Annotated in this window: 17 protein-coding genes; 14 read left to right on the top strand and 3 right to left on the bottom strand. The window is 44.9% G+C overall.

All coding sequences use genetic code 11. The features are described from left to right. The first annotated feature begins 7 nt into the window (after window positions 1-7). Window positions 8-1,345, top strand: a complete 1,338-nt coding sequence (locus RYK49_RS05290; RefSeq protein WP_314865104.1) for a dipeptidase — start codon at window positions 8-10, stop codon at window positions 1,343-1,345. 130 nt (window positions 1,346-1,475) lie between these two features. Here RYK49_RS05290 and RYK49_RS05285 read toward each other — a convergent pair whose 3' ends face one another. The 3 genes from RYK49_RS05285 to RYK49_RS05275 are packed head-to-tail and all read right to left on the bottom strand — an operon-like array spanning window position 1,476 to window position 3,180. After that, window positions 1,476-1,946 (bottom strand): arginine repressor, encoded by a 471-nt coding sequence (locus tag RYK49_RS05285; RefSeq protein ID WP_002917512.1) that lies wholly within the window; start codon window positions 1,944-1,946, stop codon window positions 1,476-1,478. A 16-nt stretch (window positions 1,947-1,962) separates the two neighbouring features. Then, window positions 1,963-2,991, bottom strand: a complete 1,029-nt coding sequence (gene queA, locus RYK49_RS05280) for a tRNA preQ1(34) S-adenosylmethionine ribosyltransferase-isomerase QueA (protein WP_314865102.1) — start codon at window positions 2,989-2,991, stop codon at window positions 1,963-1,965. Window positions 2,992-3,000: 9 nt separating this feature from the next. Further along, window positions 3,001-3,180 carry a hypothetical protein gene (locus RYK49_RS05275; protein WP_314830261.1) on the bottom strand — a complete coding sequence of 60 codons (180 nt, stop codon included), beginning with the start codon at window positions 3,178-3,180 and terminating at the stop codon, window positions 3,001-3,003. 134 nt (window positions 3,181-3,314) lie between these two features. Between RYK49_RS05275 and nagB the strand changes: the two genes are divergently transcribed. The 13 genes from nagB (at window position 3,315) to RYK49_RS05210 (ending at window position 19,247) form a co-directional block, all read left to right on the top strand. Continuing rightward, on the top strand, window positions 3,315-4,022 hold the full coding sequence (nagB, locus tag RYK49_RS05270; protein WP_314830262.1) for a glucosamine-6-phosphate deaminase: 708 nt from the start codon (window positions 3,315-3,317) through the stop codon (window positions 4,020-4,022). Between the two features lie 150 nt (window positions 4,023-4,172). After that, window positions 4,173-5,528 (top strand): DUF1958 domain-containing protein, encoded by a 1,356-nt coding sequence (locus RYK49_RS05265; RefSeq protein WP_314865100.1) that lies wholly within the window; start codon window positions 4,173-4,175, stop codon window positions 5,526-5,528. A gap of 94 nt (window positions 5,529-5,622) precedes the next feature. Then, window positions 5,623-6,792 (top strand): MFS transporter, encoded by a 1,170-nt coding sequence (locus tag RYK49_RS05260; RefSeq protein WP_002906969.1) that lies wholly within the window; start codon window positions 5,623-5,625, stop codon window positions 6,790-6,792. Window positions 6,793-6,908: 116 nt separating this feature from the next. Next, window positions 6,909-7,853: a competence protein CoiA family protein gene (locus RYK49_RS05255; RefSeq protein ID WP_314865097.1), complete on the top strand. Its 945-nt coding sequence runs from the start codon at window positions 6,909-6,911 to the stop codon at window positions 7,851-7,853. A gap of 35 nt (window positions 7,854-7,888) precedes the next feature. Continuing rightward, entirely contained in the window at window positions 7,889-9,691 is a 1,803-nt protein-coding gene (gene pepF / locus RYK49_RS05250) for an oligoendopeptidase F (RefSeq protein WP_314830272.1), read from the top strand. A 1-nt stretch (window position 9,692) separates the two neighbouring features. After that, complete coding sequence (locus RYK49_RS05245) at window positions 9,693-10,376, top strand: O-methyltransferase (protein ID WP_314830273.1); 684 nt, start codon at window positions 9,693-9,695, stop codon at window positions 10,374-10,376. 113 nt (window positions 10,377-10,489) lie between these two features. Further along, a complete protein-coding gene (gene prsA / locus RYK49_RS05240; protein ID WP_314830274.1) occupies window positions 10,490-11,497 on the top strand; it encodes a peptidylprolyl isomerase PrsA in 1,008 nt (335 codons plus the stop codon). A 140-nt stretch (window positions 11,498-11,637) separates the two neighbouring features. After that, entirely contained in the window at window positions 11,638-12,219 is a 582-nt protein-coding gene (locus tag RYK49_RS05235; protein WP_314865095.1) for an LURP-one-related family protein, read from the top strand. Between the two features lie 38 nt (window positions 12,220-12,257). Continuing rightward, on the top strand, window positions 12,258-14,876 hold the full coding sequence (gene alaS, locus RYK49_RS05230; RefSeq protein WP_314830276.1) for an alanine--tRNA ligase: 2,619 nt from the start codon (window positions 12,258-12,260) through the stop codon (window positions 14,874-14,876). A gap of 243 nt (window positions 14,877-15,119) precedes the next feature. Next, the gene (argC, locus tag RYK49_RS05225; RefSeq protein ID WP_314830277.1) at window positions 15,120-16,142 is read left to right on the top strand and encodes an N-acetyl-gamma-glutamyl-phosphate reductase; all 1,023 of its coding nucleotides are present in this window, start codon (window positions 15,120-15,122) and stop codon (window positions 16,140-16,142) included. Window positions 16,143-16,159: 17 nt separating this feature from the next. Beyond that, window positions 16,160-17,353 (top strand): bifunctional glutamate N-acetyltransferase/amino-acid acetyltransferase ArgJ, encoded by a 1,194-nt coding sequence (gene argJ, locus RYK49_RS05220; RefSeq protein WP_314865094.1) that lies wholly within the window; start codon window positions 16,160-16,162, stop codon window positions 17,351-17,353. 11 nt (window positions 17,354-17,364) lie between these two features. Continuing rightward, window positions 17,365-18,102 carry an acetylglutamate kinase gene (gene argB / locus RYK49_RS05215; protein WP_314865092.1) on the top strand — a complete coding sequence of 246 codons (738 nt, stop codon included), beginning with the start codon at window positions 17,365-17,367 and terminating at the stop codon, window positions 18,100-18,102. A 2-nt stretch (window positions 18,103-18,104) separates the two neighbouring features. Then, window positions 18,105-19,247, top strand: a complete 1,143-nt coding sequence (locus RYK49_RS05210; RefSeq protein ID WP_314865090.1) for an acetylornithine transaminase — start codon at window positions 18,105-18,107, stop codon at window positions 19,245-19,247. Window positions 19,248-19,304 lie beyond the last annotated feature (57 nt).

The following is a 19,304-nucleotide window of genomic DNA, read 5'->3' as shown; positions in this document are numbered from 1 at the left end:
TGATTCCATGAAAAATTTTATAACGGAAGAAGTTAAAGAAGATTTTCTTGAATCTTTGAAAACAATCGTTTCTTATCCTTCAGTACTAAATGAAGGTCAAAATGGAACACCTTTTGGACAAGCTATCCAAGATGTCCTAGAAAAAACTTTAGAAATCTGTCGAGAGTTAGGTTTTACAACCTACCTCGACCCTAAAGGTTATTACGGATATGCAGAAATCGGTCATGGAGCTCAGCTCTTGGCCGTTCTCTGTCATTTGGATGTTGTTCCATCAGGTGATGAGTCGGACTGGCAGACGCCGCCCTTTGAAGCTACTGTCGAGGATGGCTGGATTTTCGGCCGTGGGGTTCAGGACGACAAGGGACCTTCCATAGCAGCTCTTTATGCGGTAAAAGCATTGCTGGACAGCGGAGTAGAATTTAAAAAGCGGGTTCGCTTTATCTTTGGTACAGATGAGGAGACGCTTTGGCGCTGTATGGGAAGATACAACCAGCTAGAAGAGCAGGCGACGCTTGGTTTTGCACCAGACTCTTCTTTCCCTTTGACTTATGCTGAGAAGGGGCTTCTGCAGCTCAAGCTGGAAGGGCCGGGATCTGATACTTTAGAGCTCGAAGCTGGTCAAGCTTTTAATGTCGTTCCTGCCAAGGCTTCCTATTCAGGCAGACTACTAGAGTCAGTCGTTGCAGGACTGAAAGATTTAGGCTATGAATATGAGCAAACGGCAGAAGAAGTAACGGTTATCGGCTTGCCCAAGCATGCCAAGGATGCTGCCCAAGGAGTCAATGCCATTATTCGCCTAGCCAAGGTCTTGCAGCCCCTGAATTCGCATCCGGCTCTTGCCTTTCTGGCTCAGGCGGTCGGTGAAGATGCAACAGGCAGCCATCTCTTTGGTCCTGTGTCTGATGAACCGACGGGCTTTCTTTCCTTTAATGTTGCTGGTCTGACTTTAACCTCTGATCGCTCTGAGATTCGGATTGACATGCGGATTCCGGTCTTGGCAGACAAGGATAAGTTGGTTGAAAATCTAGCAGAAATAGCCAGTCAATACGAGCTGACCTATCAGGAGTTTGACTACTTGGCTCCGCTCTACGTACCTTTGGACAGTGAGTTGGTTAGCACCCTGATGGAAATTTATCAGGAGAAAACAGGAGACGACAGTCCAGCTATGTCTTCTGGCGGAGCGACCTTTGCTCGTACTATGCCTAACTGTGTTGCCTTCGGCGCTCTCTTTCCGGGAGCTGATCAGACAGAGCATCAGGTCAATGAACGATTCCGCCTAGACGATCTGTATGAGGCAATGGATATTTACGCGGAAGCCATTTATCGTTTGGCTACAACACCTTAAATGCTGACTTTTTGAAACTATCTTCGGTAATGCATTGCTCTAGTCAATTCTGGCTTTCTGATTTGCTGATGATTTTCATTGAGGCAAAAATTGTAAATAGAAAAAGCTGAGGCAAATTTTGTCTCAGCTTTTATTTACTAAAGAAGAATGGTGGGGTGAATTCTTTGAGCTTCTCAAAGCAGTCAAGGGCCCCTTGATCATCCTCGCAGATAATCAGACAGACGTCATCACCGCAGACAGTAGCAACAATCTGTGGCAGCTCTAGAGCGTCTAAGATTGCACCGAAAGACTGGGCCAGACCAGGCAGAGTTTTCATAACGACTTGGTTTTTAACTGGCCGCAGCATGACCAAAGCATCCTCCATATAGAAACGAAGGCGTTTTTCCCAACGGGATGGTGCAATGCTATTGATGATATAGTAGGAAGTATCGTTCTCACTGACCTTGACCAGATTGAGTGCTTTCATATCTCGTGAAAGAGTGGACTGGGTTACAATGACGCCGTTGGCTTCCAGATGCTCCTGAAGTTCTTGCTGGGTATGGATTTTCTTTTCCATGATTAAGGAGCGGATGAGACGGTGTCTGCTTTCAATTTTATTCATAAATTTTCACCTATAGTTATTTGATAAACATAGCATCACCAAAACTGAAGAAGCGATAGCGCTCAGCAATAGCGTGCTCATAAGCTTCAAGCGTTAAGGAACGTCCGGCAAAGGCAGAGACTAACATGACCAGAGTTGACTTGGGCAGGTGGAAGTTGGTTGAAAAAGCATCAACGACCTTCCAATCGTATCCCGGCTTGATAAAAATATTGGTCCAGCCAGAGTCAGCCTGAATCTGCCCCTGGAATTTACTGCCAATTGTCTCTAAGGTCCGTATAGATGTCGTGCCGACTGCAATGACACGGCCTCCCTTAGCTTTGACCTGACGGAGTATCTGGGCAGCTTCTTCAGACAGACTGTAAAATTCGGAGTGCATCTCGTGATCATCTAAGCTGTCCACAGAAACTGGTCGGAAAGTTCCCAGTCCGACATGAAGGGTCAGATAGACCAGTTTGACTCCCTTGGCAGCAATCTGCTCCAGTAGCTCTTCTGTGAAATGAAGTCCAGCAGTTGGCGCAGCGGCAGAGCCGTTTTCCTTGGCATAGACAGTCTGGTAGCGTTCGCGGTCTGACAGTTTTTCGTGGATATAGGGCGGAAGCGGCATTTCTCCCAAACTTTCCAAGACTTCTAGGAAAATCCCTTCGTAGCCAAAGCGCACAATTCGTCCGCCATGCTCAAGCTCATCTACCACAGTAGCAGTTAAGCGTCCATCGCCAAAGGAAATCTGAGCACCTACTCTGAGGCGCTTGGCCGGCTTGGCTAGCACTTCCCAGTCATCACCCTGGACATTTTTCAGCAGCAGCAGCTCGACATGGCCCCCTGTCTCAGGTTTGATACCATAAAGGCGGGCAGGCAGGACACGCGTATTATTCATAACTAGGGCATCGCCGGGCTGGAGCTGATCAATAATCTGGTCAAAGTGCTGGTCGGAGAAGGCTCCTGTTTCTTTATCGACCACTAGCAAGCGGGAAGCATCCCTTTTCTCTAAAGGCGTCTGAGCAATCAGTTCTTCGGGCAAGTCAAAATCAAAATCAGCGGTATTCATCGTATCTCCTTATATTGTTTTCATCAGCCAGAGTAGGTAGGCGGCTAGTAGGAAGGGACTAGCTGTAAGCAAGCCACCCAAAATCAAGGTTAAGATCTGCCAGCCTCGCTGTTTTTTCATGAGGAAGCTCAAGCTGCAGAGTAAGACTCCGACTAAAAATAAAATCAATAAAACAATCAGTAAAAACATGTCTCTATTATAACACGATTTGCCGCAAAAGGAAGCGAGCATGACTGAAAAGTAGGTCAATTTTGCATACTTTTTCTTGACAAAAATTGGTCTATACCATATAATAAAATTAAGAAAAGATGTGGAGGTGGAAAATGAAAATTATTCAAGTGGAAAACCAAGTAGAAGGTGGCAAAGTAGCTCTTGAACTGCTCAAGGAAAAGATAGCTCAAGGAGCAAAAACTTTGGGGTTGGCTACAGGAAGCAGCCCAGAAGAATTTTACAAGCAGATTGTTGAGAGCGACCTTGATTTTTCAGAGATGACCAGTGTTAATCTGGATGAATATGTCGGTTTGCAGGAGGACGATCCTCAGTCTTATAGTTATTTCATGAATCAACACCTCTTTAACCAAAAGCCTTTTAAAGAAAGCTTCCTGCCCAATGGCGCAGCGAAAGATTTAGAAGCAGAAGTGGCCCGGTACAATCAGGTTCTTACAGAGTATCCAGCTGATTTGCAGATTTTGGGAATCGGTACGAATGGCCATATCGGCTTTAATGAGCCGGGAACCAGTTTCGACAGTCAGACTCACTTAGTAGATCTGACGCCGTCCACCATTCAGTCCAATGCTCGATTCTTTGACAAGATGGAAGATGTTCCGACTCAGGCTATTTCCATGGGGATTGGCAATATCCTCAATGCTAAGTCCATCATTCTCTTTGCTTATGGTTCTGCTAAGGCCAAAGCTATAGCAGGGACTGTTGAGGGTGAGGTGACAGAGGAGCTGCCAGGCAGTGCTCTCCAGAAGCATCCAGATGTTGTGATTATAGCTGATAAGGAAGCACTTAGCTTGTTAAAACACTAAGATTTTAATGTTGTTGCTATAAAACTGGCTTTGCCAGATAAAAGTCTCTTAATTTCCTATCTATTTTTTAGGTAGGATTTTTAGATTTATGGTTGACTTTGCGTAAAATATGATATACTAGATAGGTATAATTGTTCTTTGGAGGATCCTGTGAAGAAAAAGCTTTTGTTATTGGGAATTGTGTTCCTGACCTCTCTAGCACCACTAGCTGCTAGGGCTGATGAATTGGTGGATATGGCTAAAAAGATGTATCCGCATGATAATGTTCAGGCGATTAATCGTCCCAAGTCTTCTCTCGTTATTGATGGAAGTACAGGTGACGTTGTCTGGGAGGATAATGTCGATGAGGTGCGTGATCCCGCGAGTATGAGTAAGCTCATGACGCTTTACTTGGTCTTTGAAGCGATTAAGGAAGGAAAAATCAGCGAAAAGACGGTCATTACAGCTACACCTCAGGATCAAGCTACTGCTAATATTTATGAAATTTCTAATAATAAAATTGTTGCGGGTGTAGACTATACCGTATCTGAGTTGATTACCATGACAATCGTGCCGTCATCCAATGCGACAACCGTTATGCTGGCCAATTATCTATCGGACAATGATCCAGATGCTTTCTTGGATCGGATGAATGCCAAGGCTCAAGAGCTGGGTATGACGAATACCAAGTGGTTCAATGCCAGCGGTGCAGCAGCGATTTCTTTCAAGGGATATTACAATCCTCAGAATTACGATAATACTCTCAGCAATCAGACAACAGCCCGTGATTTGGCGATTCTGGCTTATAACTTTGTCAATCACCATCCTGAGATTCTAAACTATACTAATAAAGCCAAGGTTACGGTTAAAGCCGGAACTCCTTACGAGGAAACCTTTGAAACCTATAATTACTCCCTGCCGGGTGCTAAATACGCACTCAAGGGCGTAGATGGCATGAAGACAGGCTCTAGTCCTAACGGTGCTTTCAACTATATCGCGACCATTAAGCGTGGAGATCAGCGCATGATTGCTGTGATTATGGGAGTCGGTGACTGGTCTGACCAAGACGGTGAGTATTACCGCCATCCTTTTGGTAATGCTTTGATTGAGAAGGCTTATGCGGACTACGAGTACAAAAAACTCTTATCCAAGGGTGAGCAGGAGATTGATGGACAGAAATATAAGCTGCCTGAGGATTTCTACGCTACTGTTAAAAAGGGAACCGAGCCTAAAGTCAAGGTTGAAAATAATGTTCTCAAGGCTGAAAATGGCTTGAAGACCTTGTCTAGTAAGATCTCTGATGAAATGAAAGTCGAGAAAGTTGAGAATCCAGTTGCTCAGGCTATTGAAAATGTGACTGGCAGCAAGTCGGAAAGCAAGCCTTGGTATGGTGTGTTCTTCAGCGATAAGATGTTAATTCTGCTGCCTGTTGGCATCCTGCTAATCATTCTGTACTTTGAATACCGCAGTCGTCAAAAACGCAAGGCTGCAAAACAGGAACGTCGTAGAAATACAGATGTTGAATAAAGGGAATGTCCTCTGTCGCATACGAACGGAATGACTTTCCAAGCTAAAACTCAGTGATTTTGCTGAGTTTTCTTTCTGTTTTAAGGAGATTTTCATGCTAAAAAAGTTTCACAACAGCTATCTAGCTCATTTTTTACTCTTTAATTTTTTCTTCTTAGCCTATTCTCTTTTTTCGACTCTGATATCAGTCTATATGCAGGACTTAGGCTATTCTAATGCCCAAGTATCTATGGTAGTGTCAGCTTCCTTCTTTGCTTCCATGTTGGCTCAGCCGCTGTTTGGGATTCTCAGCGATGCTTTGGGGATTAAAAAGATCTTCCTTTTTAGCTTTCTAGTTATGATGGTTGGGGCTGTATTTTTCATGAAAGCGACTCAGCTTTGGCAGTTACTGGTCTGGTATAGTCTGGTCCTCATGCTGGTTAACGGGGTCAATCCAGTCATGGATGTTCTGGCAGCTCAAAGTCCTTATACTTATGGTAAGATTCGGATTTGGGGAACCATTGGCTATGCTTTAGGCTCTCAGCTGGCAGGATTGATCTATCAAAGAGTCGCACCGCAGGCTATTTTCCCAGTTTTTATTGGCATGATGCTTATCAGCAGCATAGGACTTTTGGGAATCCAGCCCAAGCACGACCGAGCAGCCCTAGAAAGCAGGAATACCCGTAAGCAGACAGGTCTGGGGAAGCTCTTGACCAACAAAACCTATCTCTTTTACTTACTTTTGGTCGCCCTCTACTCTGGGGTGGGGAATACTGGTCATACCTATATCCCTGCCATGCTACAGCATAGTGGCTTAGAGGTGGATATGGCTTCGACTGTTGTTGCCCTATCAGTTCTGGTTGAAGCGCCTTTTATCTTTTATTCCTATCTCTTTATGGACAAGATTTCGATGAAGAAGCTTCTTTATATCTGTTTGGGAATCATCTTTCTCCAGTACAGTGTCTATGCCTTGGACCTAGGTTTGATTTCGAAAATCGGGATGACTCTCCTTTCCAAGCACGTGACAGGCATGGTTTTGATTATGGTGACCTTGAAAATCGTGGCCAGCTTGGTCGATGAAAAATACCTGGTTACAGCCATTGCTCTGGTCCAGACAGCCCGCAGTCTGGGCACTATTCTCATTCAAAATCTGGCTGGCCATTTTCTGGACAGTTGGGGTTACGAAGGGATGAACCTCTTTCTAGCAGCGGTTATCTGCCTAGTCTGTCTGCTGGCCCCCTTTCTGAAATTGCCAGAACGAAAAGGAAATCAGTTATTTGGATAATGAAAAACGAGTCGGAGAGATGTTCTCTTGACTCGTTTTTTTGATGGTGTAGTTCTTTTCTCTTTTCTTTTGCGAATATTTTAGTAAATGAGAGAAATTTTAGAGGGGGTTAGGATATGTTTGTGGCGCGAAATCATAAGGGACTTTTGTGTAATGCTCTGGAGGGGAAGATTGAGAAGGGGGCTGATTTCGTCTGCCCAGCTTGTTCAGGGGCAGTCCGTTTTAAAAAAGGGAAGGTTATGCAGCCGCATTTTGCGCATATTTCGCTAGAAGAGTGTCGTTTTGATAGGGAAAATGAGAGTGCTGAGCACCTGAACCTTAAGGCCGAGCTTTTTCGCTGGGCTGTCCAGACAGAAGAAGTTGAGGTGGAGGCTTTTTTGCCTGCACTGCAGCAGATTGCTGATTTGCTAGTTGATAAAAAACTGGCTCTTGAAGTCCAGTGCAGCCCCCTAAGTATAGAACGGCTGCAGGAACGGACGCTTTCTTACCGCCAGCATGGCTATCAGGTCCTCTGGCTCTTGGGGCGAAAACTTTGGCTCAAGGATTCCCTAAGCCGTCTGCAGAAGGATTTTCTCTATTTTAGTAAAAATATGGGCTTTCATCTTTGGGAGCTGGATCAAGAAAAGCAAGTTTTGCGTCTCAAATACCTGATTCACGAAGATCTGCATGGAAAGGTCCAGCACAAGACCAAGAACTTTCCCTTTGGTCACGGCCGGCTTTTGGATATTTTGCGTTTGCCCTTTCAAAAGCAGGAGATGAACAGCTTTCTGACCCAGCAAGATCCGCAGATCTGCAGCTATATCCGCCGTCAGCTTTATTACCAACAGCCTCGATGGATGCGGCTGCAGGCCCAGCTCTACCAGAATGGGGATAATCTCTTGACTAAGACTGCAGAGGATTTCTATCCACAGGTTCGACCAATACAGGCGGGCTCCTTCTGTCAGATAACTACTGACCTGACTGGCTATTATCAGCAGTTTGAGAACTATTATGCCAATCTCCAGCAAAAAAATCTGCAAATTGTTTATTCACCGGCTTTTTATACAAGGATTTTGCATTGATTTGTGATAGAATAGGGGAGTCGGAGGATTTTTTTATGGCAAAACAAAGAAATGAAATTGAAGAAAAATATACTTGGGATTTGAGCACCATTTTCCCAACAGACGAAGCCTTTGAAGCTGAATTGGCGCAGGTTTCAGAAGAAGTGAAGAAAGCAGCTAGTCTGGCTGGGCATTTGCTGGATTCAGCGGATAGTCTCTTAACAACGACTGAAGTGCAACTGGACTTGATGCGTCGTATTGAAAAGCTTTATTCTTATGCTCATATGAAGAATGACCAGGATACTCGTGTAGCCAAGTATCAAGAATATCAGGCTAAGGGTATGACTCTTTATAGTGAATTCGGTCAAAGCTTTGCCTTCTATGAGCCTGAATTCATGGCGATTACAGAAGAGCAGTACCAAGCATTCTTGGCTGAGCAGCCAGGTTTGCAACTTTACCAACATTATTTTGACAAGCTTTTGAAAAAGAAAGTCCACATCTTAACACAGCGCGAAGAGGAGCTATTGGCCGGTGCTGGTGAAATTTTTGGTGCAGCGGGCGAAACCTTTGCTATCTTGGATAATGCAGATATCGTCTTTCCTATAGTGCATGACGAAGATGGAAATGAAGTTCAGCTCAGCCACGGTAACTATATCACCCTGGTCGAGTCTAAGAACCGAGAGGTCCGTAAGGAAGCTTATGAGGCTCTCTACAGCGTATACGAGCAGTATCAGCATACCTATGCTAAGACTCTGCAGACTAATGTCAAGGTTCACAACTACAATGCGAAAGTCCGCAAGTTTTCATCTGCCCGTGAAGCAGCCTTGTCAGCTGACTTTATTCCAGAAAGTGTTTATGACAGCCTAGTTTCAGCTGTCAATAAGCATTTGCCTCTCTTGCAACGTTATATCGCTTTACGAGCGAAGATTTTAGGCATTTCTGATTTGAAGATGTATGATATGTACACTCCTTTGTCAGAGACAGACTACAAATTCACTTATGAGGAAGCCTTGGCTAAGTCTGAGCAAGTCCTGGCTATTTTGGGTGAGGATTATTTGAGCCGAGTGCAGAAAGCCTTCTCAGAGCGCTGGATTGATGTTCATGAAAATCAAGGCAAGCGCTCAGGGGCATACTCAGGCGGTTCTTATGATACCAATGCCTTTATGTTGCTTAACTGGCAGGATACGCTGGACAATCTCTTTACCTTGGTGCATGAGACAGGTCACAGTATGCATTCCAGCTACACCCGTGAGACCCAGCCTTATGTCTATGGAGACTACTCTATCTTCCTAGCTGAGATTGCTTCAACGACCAATGAAAATATTCTGACAGAAAAGCTTTTGGAAGAAGTAGAGGACGATACTACCCGCTTTGCTATCCTCAATCACTTCTTGGATGGCTTTAGAGGTACGGTCTTCCGTCAAACCCAGTTTGCTGAGTTTGAGCACGCTATCCACAAGGCTGACCAAGAAGGTCAAGTTTTGACCAGCGAGTTTCTCAATGAACTCTATGCTGATTTGAACGAGAAATACTACGGTTTGAATAAAGAAGACAATCCGCAGATTCAGTACGAATGGGCTCGGATTCCGCATTTCTACTACGATTACTATGTTTTCCAATATTCGACAGGATTTTCAGCGGCTTCTGCCTTGGCTGAAAAGATTGTCCATGGCAGTCAGGAAGACAAGGATAAGTATCTGGACTATCTCAATGCTGGGAACTCTGACTATCCGCTCAATGTCATCAAAAAAGCAGGTGTGGATATGGAAAAAGAAGACTACCTGAATGCTGCTTTTGCTGTTTTTGAGCGTCGTCTGGATGAATTTGAAGCCTTGGTAGAAAAGTTGGGACTGGCATAAGATGGTCGAGACTTATAATCAAAACTCTAATCCTAATATGCGCCGGCCAGTGGTCAAAGAAGAAATCGTTGACTTTATGAGACGGCGTCTCCAGCCGGTTACCGGTGGACTCAAGGAGCTGGAGGATTTTGCCAAAGCTGAAAATATACCTGTGATTCCCCATGAGACAGTGGCTTACTTCCGCCTGCTAGTCGAAAGTCTCCAGCCAGAGAAGATTTTAGAAATCGGGACGGCTATTGGATTTTCTGCCCTTTTGATGGCGGAGCATGCACCTAAAGCCCAGATTACGACTATTGACCGCAATCCAGAGATGATTGAGCTTGCTAAGGCTAATTTTGCTAGGTATGACAGTCGCCAGCAAATTACGCTACTGGAAGGTGATGCGGTGGATCTGCTTGAGACACTGGAGGATTCTTACGACCTTGTCTTTATGGACTCTGCCAAATCCAAGTATGTGGTCTTTCTGCCCCAAGTCCTCAAGCACCTCAATCCTGGTGGTCTGATTCTCATTGATGATGTCTTCCAAGGTGGCGATGTTGCCAAGCCTTTTGAGGAAATTAAGCGTGGCCAAAGGGCTATTTACCGAGGTTTGCATAGCCTGTTTGACGCAACTTTGGACAGTCCAGATTTGACTTCGAGTCTGCTTCCCTTGGGAGATGGTCTGCTTATGATTAGAAAAAAATGACATCTCTGATTTTTTCCTAATTTCCAAAAATTTTTAGTAAAATTTAAGATATCAATTCAAATTTGTGCTACAATAGAAAACGTGAACTTTTAAGAATAAGGAGTCAATATAAAATGAAGAAAAAAATATTTGCAGGAGCTGTGACACTCTTGTCAGTCGCTGTATTAGCAGCATGTTCCAACTCAGAAGGCAAGGACATCGTGACCATGAAAGGAAACACGATTACTGTCAATGAATTCTATGATCAAGTGAAAAACAATGGTGCAGCTCAGCAAGTCTTGCTGCAGATGGCTATCAAAGACATCTTTGAAGAAAAATACGGCAAAGACGTCAAAGACAAGGATGTTAAGGATGCTTTCGAAAAGTCTAAAACGGCTTACGGTACAGCTTTTGCCCAAGTCTTGGCTCAAAACGGATTGACCGAAGATGCCTACAAGGAGCAAATCCGCACCAATATGCTGGTAGAGCATGCCGTTAAGAAGGCTGCTGAAAAAGAGCTGACTGACGAAAACTACAAGGCTGCCTTTGAAAACTACACGCCAGAAGTAACAGCTCAAATCATCAAGGTTGACAGCGAAGACAAAGGTAAGGAAGTTCTCGAAAAAGCTAAAGCAGAAGGAGCAGACTTCAGTCAAATCGCTAAGGAAAACTCTACCGATGCTGCCACTAAGGAAAAAGGCGGAGAAATCAAGTTTGACTCTGGCTCTACTGATGTTCCAGATGCTGTCAAAAAAGCTGCTTTTGCTTTGGAAGAAAATGGCGTTTCAGACCTTGTGACTGTGCCAGATTCACAGTACTCAGCAAGCTACTATATTGTTAAGCTGATCAAGAAGTCAGAGAAATCTTCTAACTGGAAAGACTACAAAGATAAACTGAAAAAGATTATCATTGCGCAAAAAGAAAAAGATACTAGCTTCATCCAAAGCGTTGTGGCGAAAGAGTTGAAAGATGCTAACATCAAGGTTAAGGACAGTGCTTTCCAATCTATCTTTGCTCAGTATATTGAAACGACAGGTTCTTCAACTTCTTCATCAAGTGCTGCCAGCAGCTCAAAGACTTCTGAGTCTAGCTCAGCAGCTGAAAGCAGTTCAGCAGAAGCTTCATCCTCAGGAGCAGAATAAGGTTGACGAAAAGACAATAAGCAAGTATAATAAGACTGGTGAGAATTGATTTTTCAAGTTCTTAGTTCAGAGAATTGGCGGTGCTGCGAGCCATCTGAGACGGAGAATCATGCTACTCATCTAGCAAAATAGAATACGAAATGAGAATGACAAGTTCATTGAATGAAGGTGGTACCGCGGTTTTTCGCCCTTCGGACAAGGAACTTGTCTTTTATGTTGACTGTGGAGGTAACATAATGAAAACCTATCTTGTCAAACAGAAATTTCGCTTAGGCGGCGAACGCTTTGATATCAAGGACGATCGAGGAAATGTGGATTATCAAGTGGAAGGCTCTTTCTTCCAGATTCCTAAGACCTTTACTATCTATGATAGTCAGGGTCAAATCGTCAGTCAGATTACCAAGACCCTTATAACCCTCCTGCCCCAGTTTGAAATCAAACTCAGCAGTGGGCATAGCTTTTATATCCGTAAGAAATTCTCTTTTTTGCGTGATAAATATAAATTTGATAATTTGGGTCTACGAGTTGAAGGGAACATCTGGGATTTAAACTTTCGTCTGCTGGATAACAGCAATCAAGTCGTTGCAGAGATTACAAAGGAGCTCTTCCATCTAACCTCTACTTATCAGGTGAGTGTCTATGATGAGACTTATTCAGATTTGGTCATTTCCCTCTGTGTCGCTATTGATTATGTTGAAATGCTGGAAAGTTCGTCGTCATAATGCAATTATTTTTAGAAAAAAATTAAGGAGAAAAAGAAATGAAACAAATGTCAAGTGCTCAGGTTCGTCAAATGTGGCTGGATTTTTGGGCAACGAAAGGTCATGCAGTAGAACCATCTGTCAGCTTGGTGCCGGTCAACGATCCAACCTTGCTCTGGATTAACTCTGGTGTTGCGACCCTCAAGAAATACTTCGATGGAACCATCATTCCAGAAAATCCTCGAATTACCAATGCTCAAAAAGCCATTCGGACCAATGATATTGAAAATGTTGGAAAAACTGCCCGCCACCATACCATGTTTGAGATGCTGGGTAACTTCTCTATCGGCGATTATTTCCGTGATGAAGCAATTGAGTGGGCTTACGAGCTTTTGACTAGCCCTGAATGGTTTGATTTCCCCAAAGATAAGCTCTACATGACCTACTATCCAGACGATAAGGACTCTTACAACCGCTGGATTGCTATGGGCGTTGAGCCTAGTCATTTGATTCCGATTGAGGACAACTTCTGGGAAATCGGTGCGGGACCTTCTGGACCAGATACAGAGATTTTCTTTGACCGGGGTGAGGCTTTTGATCCAGAAAATATTGGAGTCCGTCTCTTAGAAGAAGATATTGAAAACGATCGCTATATCGAAATCTGGAATATCGTCTTGTCACAATTCAACGCTGACCCTGCTATACCGCGTAGTGAGTACAAGGAATTGCCACATAAGAACATTGATACGGGCGCAGGATTGGAGCGTTTGGTCGCTGTTATCCAAGGGGCTAAGACCAACTTTGAGACTGACCTCTTCATGCCAATTATTCGTGAAGTAGAGAAACTGTCTGGCAAGGTCTATGACCAAGATGGCGACAATATGAGTTTCAAGGTGATTGCAGACCATATCCGCTCGCTCTCCTTTGCCATTGGTGATGGCGCTCTTCCTGGAAATGAAGGCCGAGGCTATGTCCTTCGTCGTCTTCTTCGTCGTGCTTCAATGCATGGCCAAAAGCTGGGTATCAATGAGCCTTTCCTTTACAAACTGGTTCCAACTGTGGGCAAGATTATGGAAAGCTACTATCCAGAAGTCCTTGAAAAGCAAGACTTTATTGAAAAGATTATCAAGAGCGAGGAAGAATCTTTTGCTCGTACTCTGCACTCTGGTCAGCATTTTGCCCAAGGCATCGTAGCAGACCTGAAAGAAAAAGGTCAAACAATCATCTCTGGTCAAGATGCCTTCAAACTCTACGATACTTACGGTTTCCCACTGGAGTTGACTGAGGAAATTGCTGAAGAAGCAGGCATGACTGTAGATCGTGCTGGTTTTGAAGCGGCTATGAAAGAGCAGCAAGATCGGGCACGTGCTTCTGTTGTCAAGGGTGGTTCAATGGGCATGCAAAATGAAACCCTACAGGCTATCACCGTAGAGAGTGTCTTTAACTACGAAAAAGAAGAGCTGACAGCTGAACTCCTTGCTATCGTGGCGGATGATGCAGCAGTCGAAGCTGTTGAGTCAGGAACAGCTGCCCTCATCTTTGCAGAAACACCATTCTACGCAGAAATGGGTGGTCAGGTAGCCGATCACGGTCAAATCTTTGATGCTGCAGGTAATCTAGTAGCGCAAGTAACGGACGTGCAAAAGGCACCAAATGGTCAGCCACTGCATACTGTAGAAGTTTTGGCGCCTCTGGCTCTGGGGCAAAACTATAAACTGGAAATTGATCACAGCCGTCGCCATCGTGTTATGAAGAACCATACGGCGACTCACCTCTTGCATGCAGCTCTACATAATGTTCTTGGGAACCATGCAACCCAGGCAGGCTCTCTGAACGAAGTAGAATTCCTGCGCTTTGACTTTACGCATTTCCAAGCGGTGACTGCAGAAGAGCTGCGCGCTATCGAGCAAGAAGTCAATGAGAAAATCTGGGAAGCTCTTGCCATTGAGACAGTAGAGACAGATATTGACACAGCTAAGGAAATGGGTGCCATGGCGCTCTTTGGCGAAAAGTATGGTAAAGAAGTTCGTGTCGTAACCATCGGCGACTACTCTGTCGAGCTTTGCGGAGGAACTCACGTGGGCAACACTTCTGAAATCGGTATTTTCAAGATTGTCAAAGAAGAAGGTATCGGATCTGGAACTCGCCGTATCTTGGCAGTTACCAGCAAGGAAGCTTTTGAAGCCTACCGTGAGGAAGAAGAGGCTCTTAAGGCTATCGCAGCGACCCTCAAGGCACCGCAAATCAAGGAAGTGCCTCACAAGGTAGAAGCGCTGCAAGAGCAGCTGCGTCAACTCCAAAAAGAGAATGCAGAGCTCAAGGAAAAGGCAGCAGCAGCGGCCTCTGGTGAAGTCTTCAAGAATGTTCAAGAGGCAAATGGACATAGTTTTATCGCTAGTCAGGTCTCTGTTTCTGATGCAGGTGCCCTGCGTACCTTCGCGGACACTTGGAAGCAGAAGGACTATTCAGATGTTCTCGTACTGGTCGCAGCAATTGGTGACAAGGTCAATGTCCTTGCAGCCAGCAAGACTAAGGACGTACATGCTGGTAATCTGATTAAGGAATTGGCGCCGATTGTAGATGGTCGAGGCGGCGGTAAACCAGACATGGCTATGGCCGGCGGCGGCAAGCAATCAGCTATTCCAGACCTGCTAGCAGCAGTTGCTGAGAAGTTGTAATATGAGATAAAAGATAGATGAAAAGGTCTGCTCTTTGGGCAGATCTTTTTCTGTGCACTCGGCTCACTTACTTCTCTATATGAGAAGCAAATAATCCGCTTTAAGGCAGGAAATCATGAATTGTTTTTTCACATAATTAATGATATTTTCAAAAATATTGCATAAAAATACATAAAATGCTTGACAAAGGGAAAATATGCGAGTAAAATAAAACGCATATTTATACGGAGGTGTTTTAAAAATATGCGAATTTCGATTGTAGGAATTACTGGTTATTCAGGAATGGAACTCCTTCGTATTTTACTTCAGCATCCGCAGGCGGAAGTCGTTTCCCTTCATGCCAGCCAAGATATGGAGACTCCAGTGTCAGAGCTTTATCCCCATTTGAAGGGGATTTGCGACCTGAAAATAGAAGCTTTCGACAGTCAGACAATAATGCGACGAGCAGATCTTGTTTTCTTTGCAACGTCAAGTGGAGTGGCTAAAGATTTGTCAAAAGATTTTGTAGAAGCGGGATTTCCAGTCATTGACCTATCTGGCGATCATCGTTTGCCAGGGAATATTTATAAAAAATGGTATCAGAAAAAGCCAGCTGAAGACCATGTTCAAAAAGAGTTTATTTATGGGCTGTCTGAATTTACAGATGTCAGAGGGAAGCGATTTATTGCCAATCCCGGCTGCTATGCGACGGCTACAGAGTTGGCTTTGATTCCCTTGCTGCAGGCTCAGGCTATTGAGCTGGACTCCATTATTGTCGATGCCAAGAGTGGCTTGACAGGGGCGGGGAAAAATCCAGCAGCATCCAGCCATTTTGTTCATGTGCACGACAATTATGTGACTTACAAGCTGAATCAGCATCAGCATATTCCGGAGATTGTGCAGCAGTTGCAGCGTTTTGATAAGAGATTGCAGCAGATTCAGTTTTCAACTTCCCTCATTCCGCTCAATCGTGGTATCGTGGCGACAGTTTACAGCAAGTTGAAAGAACCTTTGACTCGGGAAGAACTGACTGCTATTTACCAAGAATGCTATCAGGACAAGCCTTTTGTTCGTATCCAAGCTGCTCTGCCGAATTTGCACCAGGTTGTCGGTACTAATTATACAGATATTGGTTTTGACTATAATCCTGTGACAAACATTTTAACTGTCGTGGCTGTGCTGGATAATCTGATTAAAGGGGCTGCTGGTCAGGCGGTTCAAAATATGAATCTGATGCTGGGCTTTCCTGAAACAGATGGTCTGCTCAGTCAACCATCCTATATCTAGATGAGAAAGGGTTAGATATGAAGATTATTGATGGAACGATTGCCAGTCCGCTAGGCTTTTCGGCTGACGGTTTACACGCTGGCTTTAAGAAAAAGAAGTTGGATTTTGGCTGGATTGTCTCAGAAGTACCGGCCAGTGTGGCAGGAGTCTATACGACCAATAAGGTCATTGCTGCTCCGCTTCTAGTGACCAAAGCCTCAATCCAAAAGAGTCAGAAATTGCAGGCAATAGTGGTTAATTCTGGTGTTGCTAATTCTTGTACAGGTCAGCAGGGACTGGTCGCTGCCTATGAGATGCAGCGATTGACTGCTCAAAAGCTGAAGATTGAGCCCGACTTGGTAGGTCTGGCTTCTACAGGAGTCATCGGCGAGCAGCTTCCAATGGATGCTCTGAAAAATGGTCTGTCACAAATTCTAGTGAGTGGCAAGGCAGAAGATTTTGCTGAGGCTATCTTGACGACGGATACTTGTACCAAGACCTGTGTGGTCACAGAAGAGTTTGGAACAGACCTGGTGACTATGGCAGGGGTGGCTAAGGGATCGGGCATGATTCATCCGAATATGGCGACCATGCTGGCCTTTATCACCTGTGATGCTAATATTTCCAGTGCTACCTTGCAAAAGGCTCTCAGTCAGTATGTGGAGACGACTTTCAACCAAATCACGGTGGATGGAGATACATCGACTAATGACATGGTGCTAGTCATGGCTAACGGCTGCCGGCAAAATGAAGAAATTCTGCCAGATACGGAAGAATTTGAAAAGTTTTCTAAGATGCTCCGCTATCTTATGGCTGACTTGGCTAAGAAAATTGCCAAGGATGGAGAGGGAGCAACCAAGCTGATTGAGGTCAATGTTCGGCATGCCAAGGATGAACAGAGCGGCCGTATGATTGCTAAGAGTGTCGTTGGCTCTAGCTTAGTCAAAACAGCTATTTTTGGCCAAGATCCCAATTGGGGACGAATCTTAGCAGCTATCGGCTATGCGGGAGCAGATGTCTCGGTTGATGACATTGATATTTGGATTGAGGGGATTCCAGTTATGCAGGCTTCTAGTCCTGTGGCTTTTGACCCCGAGGAGACTAGTGATGCCATGGCTGGGGAGCTGCTGACCTTGACCATTGACCTGCACGATGGGGAAGCTGAGGCTCAGGCCTGGGGCTGCGATCTATCCTATGATTATGTGAAAATCAATGCCCTCTATAGAACCTAAGGAGAAATGCAATGAAAGATGTGATTGTTATAAAAATTGGTGGCGTTGCTGCGCAAAAGCTGTCTACTAAGTTTATCAAGCAAATGCAAGCGTGGATAGCAGCTGGTAAGAAAATCGTGGTTGTTCACGGGGGCGGTCTGGTCATTAATCAACTCATGAAAGAGCGTCAGCTACCTATTCGCAAGGTTAAGGGGTTACGGGTGACAGCTAAGTCTGACTTACCCATTATTGAGCAGGCCTTGCTAGGTCAAGTCGGTCGGATGCTGACACAAGAACTGAACGATTCAGATATTGAAAGCCTTCAGCTGGTTTCACATTTGGGGAAGACAGTTTCGGTAGATTTTATTGATAAAGACCTCTATGGCTATGTCGGTCAGGTGAAGGCCATTCAAACTGCCTATCTAGAGCAGCTGCTGGCTGCGGACATGGTCCCAGTGCTGGCTTCGCTAGGGGAAAATGCAGCTGGTGAGCTCTTAAATATCAATGCAGACTATTTGGCTGCGGCAGTTGCTAGCAGCTTGCAGGCAGAGAAGCTGATCCTGATGACAGATATAGAAGGAGTTTTAGAGGATAAAAAAGTCCTGCCCCAGCTTCTGACCAGTCAGGTTTCCAAGAAGATTCAGACAGGTGTCATCAAGGGCGGCATGATTCCTAAGATCGAGAGTGCTGTTCAGACTGTGCTTTCTGGTGTCGGGCAGGTTCTGATTGGTGACAATCTTTTGACGGGCACCTTGATAGCAGAGGGATAATGATGACTTATTTATTTGAAAACTACAAGCGGGCGCCTATTGAGTTTGTTAAAGCAGAGGGCTTCTATCTGATTGACAATGAGGGAAAAGCTTATTTGGACTTTTCATCGGGGATTGGCGTAACCAATCTTGGCTTTCACCCGCAGGTCCAGCAGGCTTTGATCCAGCAAGCAGGGCGCATCTGGCACAGTCCCAATCTCTATCTTAGCTCTCTGCAAGAGCAGGTGGCTCAAGAACTGGCAGGTTCTTATGATTATTTGGCATTTTTCTGCAATAGCGGAGCGGAAGCCAATGAAGCAGCTATTAAGCTAGCCCGCAAAGCTACTGGTAAGCAAGGAATTATCACTTTTCAGCAATCCTTTCATGGTCGGACCTTTGGCGCTATGGCCGCAACAGGACAGGATAAGATTAAGGAAGGATTTGGTGATGGGGTTCCTCACTTCAGCTATGCAGTTTACAATGATCTAGCTAGCGTAGAAAAGTTGATCAATCAGGATACGGCAGCTGTCATGCTAGAATTGGTCCAAGGAGAATCGGGGGTTCGTCCAGCAGAAGCAGCTTTTGTCAAAGATTTGGCTGTTTTTTGCCAACGAGCGGGGATTTTGCTGATTGTTGATGAGGTACAGACAGGTATGGGGCGCACGGGTCGGCTTTATTCCTTTGAGCATTATGGGATTATACCGGATATTGTGACACTGGCCAAGGGTCTGGCCAATGGCCTGCCTGCTGGCGCCATATTGGGAAAATCCAGCTTGGCTCCTGCTTTTGGACCTGGCAGTCATGGCTCTACCTTTGGTGGCAATAGATTAGCCATGGCAGCCGCCTTGGAGACCTTGCATACCATGAAAGAGGCAGGCTTTATGGAAGAAGTCAGGTCTAAGAGTGCCATCTTACTGGAGCAGCTGCAGTTTGCTTTTCAGGACCATCCAAAGATTTCTGCTGTTCGAGGCCTGGGCATGATGATTGGGATTGAAACAAGTATTAGCCTGTCAAAGATTGTTGAAGCCGCTCGTCAGAAGGGCTTGATTATCCTGACAGCCGGAGAAAATGTTATCCGTCTCCTGCCACCATTGACTATCAGCAGGGAGGAAATCCAGCAGGGGATTGCTGTTTTAAAAGAAGTATTTTCTCAAGTAGATGAATAAAGGAAAAGAGAGTGGGACAGAAATCGGTAATTCGTTAGAATTCGATTTCGTCGTCCC

It is taken from the genome of uncultured Streptococcus sp. (genome assembly GCF_963525625.1).
Lineage (GTDB): Bacteria > Bacillota > Bacilli > Lactobacillales > Streptococcaceae > Streptococcus.
The sequence above is the reverse complement of the archived record's forward strand: the minus strand, read 5'-3'. Positions and strand labels throughout refer to the sequence as shown.

Coding starts and splice junctions, on each gene's coding strand:
- RYK49_RS05290 (WP_314865104.1), top strand. CDS start 8: ATGAAAAATTTTATAACGGAAGAAGTTAAAGAAGATTTTCTTGAATCT.
- RYK49_RS05285 (WP_002917512.1), bottom strand. CDS start 1,946: ATGAATAAAATTGAAAGCAGACACCGTCTCATCCGCTCCTTAATCATG.
- queA (WP_314865102.1), bottom strand. CDS start 2,991: ATGAATACCGCTGATTTTGATTTTGACTTGCCCGAAGAACTGATTGCT.
- RYK49_RS05275 (WP_314830261.1), bottom strand. CDS start 3,180: ATGTTTTTACTGATTGTTTTATTGATTTTATTTTTAGTCGGAGTCTTA.
- nagB (WP_314830262.1), top strand. CDS start 3,315: ATGAAAATTATTCAAGTGGAAAACCAAGTAGAAGGTGGCAAAGTAGCT.
- RYK49_RS05260 (WP_002906969.1), top strand. CDS start 5,623: ATGCTAAAAAAGTTTCACAACAGCTATCTAGCTCATTTTTTACTCTTT.
- RYK49_RS05255 (WP_314865097.1), top strand. CDS start 6,909: ATGTTTGTGGCGCGAAATCATAAGGGACTTTTGTGTAATGCTCTGGAG.
- pepF (WP_314830272.1), top strand. CDS start 7,889: ATGGCAAAACAAAGAAATGAAATTGAAGAAAAATATACTTGGGATTTG.
- RYK49_RS05245 (WP_314830273.1), top strand. CDS start 9,693: ATGGTCGAGACTTATAATCAAAACTCTAATCCTAATATGCGCCGGCCA.
- prsA (WP_314830274.1), top strand. CDS start 10,490: ATGAAGAAAAAAATATTTGCAGGAGCTGTGACACTCTTGTCAGTCGCT.
- RYK49_RS05235 (WP_314865095.1), top strand. CDS start 11,638: ATGAGAATGACAAGTTCATTGAATGAAGGTGGTACCGCGGTTTTTCGC.
- alaS (WP_314830276.1), top strand. CDS start 12,258: ATGAAACAAATGTCAAGTGCTCAGGTTCGTCAAATGTGGCTGGATTTT.
- argC (WP_314830277.1), top strand. CDS start 15,120: ATGCGAATTTCGATTGTAGGAATTACTGGTTATTCAGGAATGGAACTC.
- argJ (WP_314865094.1), top strand. CDS start 16,160: ATGAAGATTATTGATGGAACGATTGCCAGTCCGCTAGGCTTTTCGGCT.
- argB (WP_314865092.1), top strand. CDS start 17,365: ATGAAAGATGTGATTGTTATAAAAATTGGTGGCGTTGCTGCGCAAAAG.
- RYK49_RS05210 (WP_314865090.1), top strand. CDS start 18,105: ATGACTTATTTATTTGAAAACTACAAGCGGGCGCCTATTGAGTTTGTT.